The sequence below is a fragment of the bacterium genome, from assembly GCA_028821235.1.
Lineage (GTDB): Bacteria > Actinomycetota > Acidimicrobiia > Spongiisociales > Spongiisociaceae > Spongiisocius.
In genome coordinates this window covers 1-2361 of the sequence record JAPPGV010000025.1, presented here as the reverse complement: position 1 = coordinate 2361, position 2361 = coordinate 1, and the positions used below count along the sequence as shown (strand labels likewise).

4 protein-coding genes are annotated in these 2361 nt (G+C 66.5%); 2 read left to right on the top strand and 2 right to left on the bottom strand.

The window, feature by feature from the left end; genetic code table 11:
- Positions 1-112: 112 nt before the first annotated feature.
- Entirely contained in the window at positions 113-358 is a 246-nt protein-coding gene (locus OXK16_02670) for a ribbon-helix-helix protein, CopG family (protein ID MDE0374851.1), read from the bottom strand.
- 210 nt (positions 359-568) lie between these two features.
- Between OXK16_02670 and OXK16_02665 the strand changes: the two genes are divergently transcribed.
- Positions 569-955, top strand: coding sequence for a hypothetical protein (locus OXK16_02665; GenBank protein ID MDE0374850.1), 387 nt, complete (start codon positions 569-571; stop codon positions 953-955).
- A 5-nt stretch (positions 956-960) separates the two neighbouring features.
- Complete coding sequence (locus tag OXK16_02660; protein ID MDE0374849.1) at positions 961-1476, top strand: nucleotidyltransferase; 516 nt, start codon at positions 961-963, stop codon at positions 1474-1476.
- Positions 1477-1482: 6 nt separating this feature from the next.
- Here the strand turns inward: OXK16_02660 and OXK16_02655 are convergent.
- On the bottom strand, positions 1483-2361 hold an 879-nt coding region (locus tag OXK16_02655; GenBank protein MDE0374848.1), incomplete at its 5' end, for a nucleoside hydrolase.

Sequence of the window (2361 nt, the reverse complement as noted above, 5' to 3'; positions counted from 1 at the left end):
ACGTGACAGAGGTGAGCACCGCGGCCGCTGCGTTCCGCGTAACCACGCACACGGGTCGCCGTCCGGCAGGTGGACCGAGTTCGGCCCGGTAGATCTCGTTTCTCGAAACCACCTACCACTCGGGGACAGTCTGGGCTGCGAACCGGGCCGCTGATCGTACGAGCGCCCTATCCGGAGGCAGGCGCCGGTAGGCCTCGACCAGTTCGCGGTCGGCGGCCGCGGCTTCCTCGGCTGCTATGACCGCCCGCGCTCCACGGAGCAGGAGTTCGGAACGGTTGGTGCCCGATGCCTTGGCCAAGCGGTCCAGTTGGTCCACGAGGTTGTCATCGAGCTGTATCAGAACTTCCCGACGGGCCATGCCCATATGGTAAATCTGGGCTCCCTTTGTCCGGTTCGCCGCATCTCCCGCGGCGACCATCCGGTGCTGGGGCTGACCACCCGGAGCCGGGTGGCCTCTGGTTTGTCAACTTCGCTCCACATGGGCGTTTCGGGTCGTTACTCTCCCACCATGGCTGACGCCGCGGAGCAGGTATCTGATTTATCGGTTGATCCGGGGAGCAGTATCGATGTGACCATCGCCGCCAACACGCTGGACAGGTACGTGCCGGTGCTGCGGGAATCTGATGACGATTTCCGGTTGCGGATCGTGCTGCACGACTTCGGAATGGTCTTCCAGCACGCGAGTTCGGAGGACCGCAGGCTGCTGGTGGCCGGTGAGCCGGAGCTCTTCGACCCTCGCTGGGACGCTTTCCTCGCCGCCTACACGGAGCACCTCTGCTACCACGCCGGCATCCCGACTCCCGATTGGGTGTTCGCCACGGAGCGCCACCTGCAGTCGTTCTGGTACGCGGGGCGGCGTTTCCCGCGGGAACGAGCCGCCACGATCCTCACCACCCCCGCCGCTTTCGAGGCCCATGGCATATGGTTCCCCGCCTGGGAGCTGGAGGTCGTCTAGGGGAGATGCTCACCGAGACCCAACTCCGCGCCGCCCTGTCCGAACTCGCCGAAAGGCTTCGAGCCCGAGGAGCGACAGGGCGCATTTACATAGTCGGCGGGGCTGCGATGGCACTGGCCTATGACAGCGACAAGCTGACCCGCGACATCGACGCCGCGATCATCGAAGGGCATGGCTCGGTGATCGAAGCCGTGCGCGACATAGCCCGCGCCCGAGGATGGCCGAGCACCTGGCTCAACGAGCAAGCCACGCCCTACCTACCCACGGCACCGGATCGGCACAGCAATGTGGTGTTCGACCATCCAGCCTTGAAGGTCATGGCAGCGTCACCCGAGCACCTGCTGGCGATGAAGGTGAGGGCGGCCCGATCTAGCGATGTGACCGACGTCCGGCAGCTCCTCGCCAGGACGGGCCTCTCCGACGCCGGACAGGTGGAGGCTCTGGTGGAGTCGGTCTTTCCGGACGAGCGGCTCGGCGAACGGCAGCGGAGATGGTTGGAAGACCTACTCGGCGGGGTATGAACGGGGCTAGCCGCCGGCCGCTTCGTAGATCATCTGCTTGAACCGGTCTGTGTCGATGGACCAGATGACTTCGACGTTCGCCGCCTCTCCTGTGACATCGAGGGAGTCGACAACCGACATTCCCCTTGTCAGCGGGCTCTCCGCCTCGATTTCCACGTAGTGGCGGGAGCTTCGGGTCACCACCTTGCCCTGGTCGATCGCGACCGCCATGGCGGTCGGGTCGGGGAGTTCCAGCCGGCGGGTGCCGGACTGGCGGTGGGCGGCCTCCATCGCGGTGGAGTTGCAGTCCAGGAAGAAGTGGGCCAGGGGAGTGTCCAGCGCTCGGAGGGCGGCCTGCTCCGCTGCGTCCAGGCCGGCCTCGAAGCGGCATATCTCCCATCCGACCATCTCGATCGGAAGGCCGGAGGCGAAGACCATCCGGGCGGCGTGGGGATCGAACCACAGGTTGAACTCCGCTGCCGGCGTGACGTTGCCCACCGTATTGGCGGTGCCTCCCATCACCACGCAGCGGCCCACCAGCTCCACGAGGTCGGGAGCCTGCGCCAGGGCGAGCGCCACGTTGGTGAGCGGTCCGAGAGTCACCAGGGTGGAGCCGGGATTGCCCCGAATGTGGTTGATGAGGGCGCTTACGCCGTCCTCGTCCTCCGCGGAGCGGGACGGGGGTGGGTATCCCTGGTCGCCGAGGCCGTCCATCCCGTGGAACCAGGTGGCCTCGCGGGCCTTCACCAGCAGGGGACGGTCGGCGCCCGCGTAGACGGGTACGGCTGACCCGCACAACTCGGCGGTGTAGAGGGCGTTGCGGGTGGTGTCCTCCAGCGAGCAGTTACCGACCACTGTCGTCATCGCCACCACGTCCACGTCGGGGTGGTTGAGGGCCATCGCCAG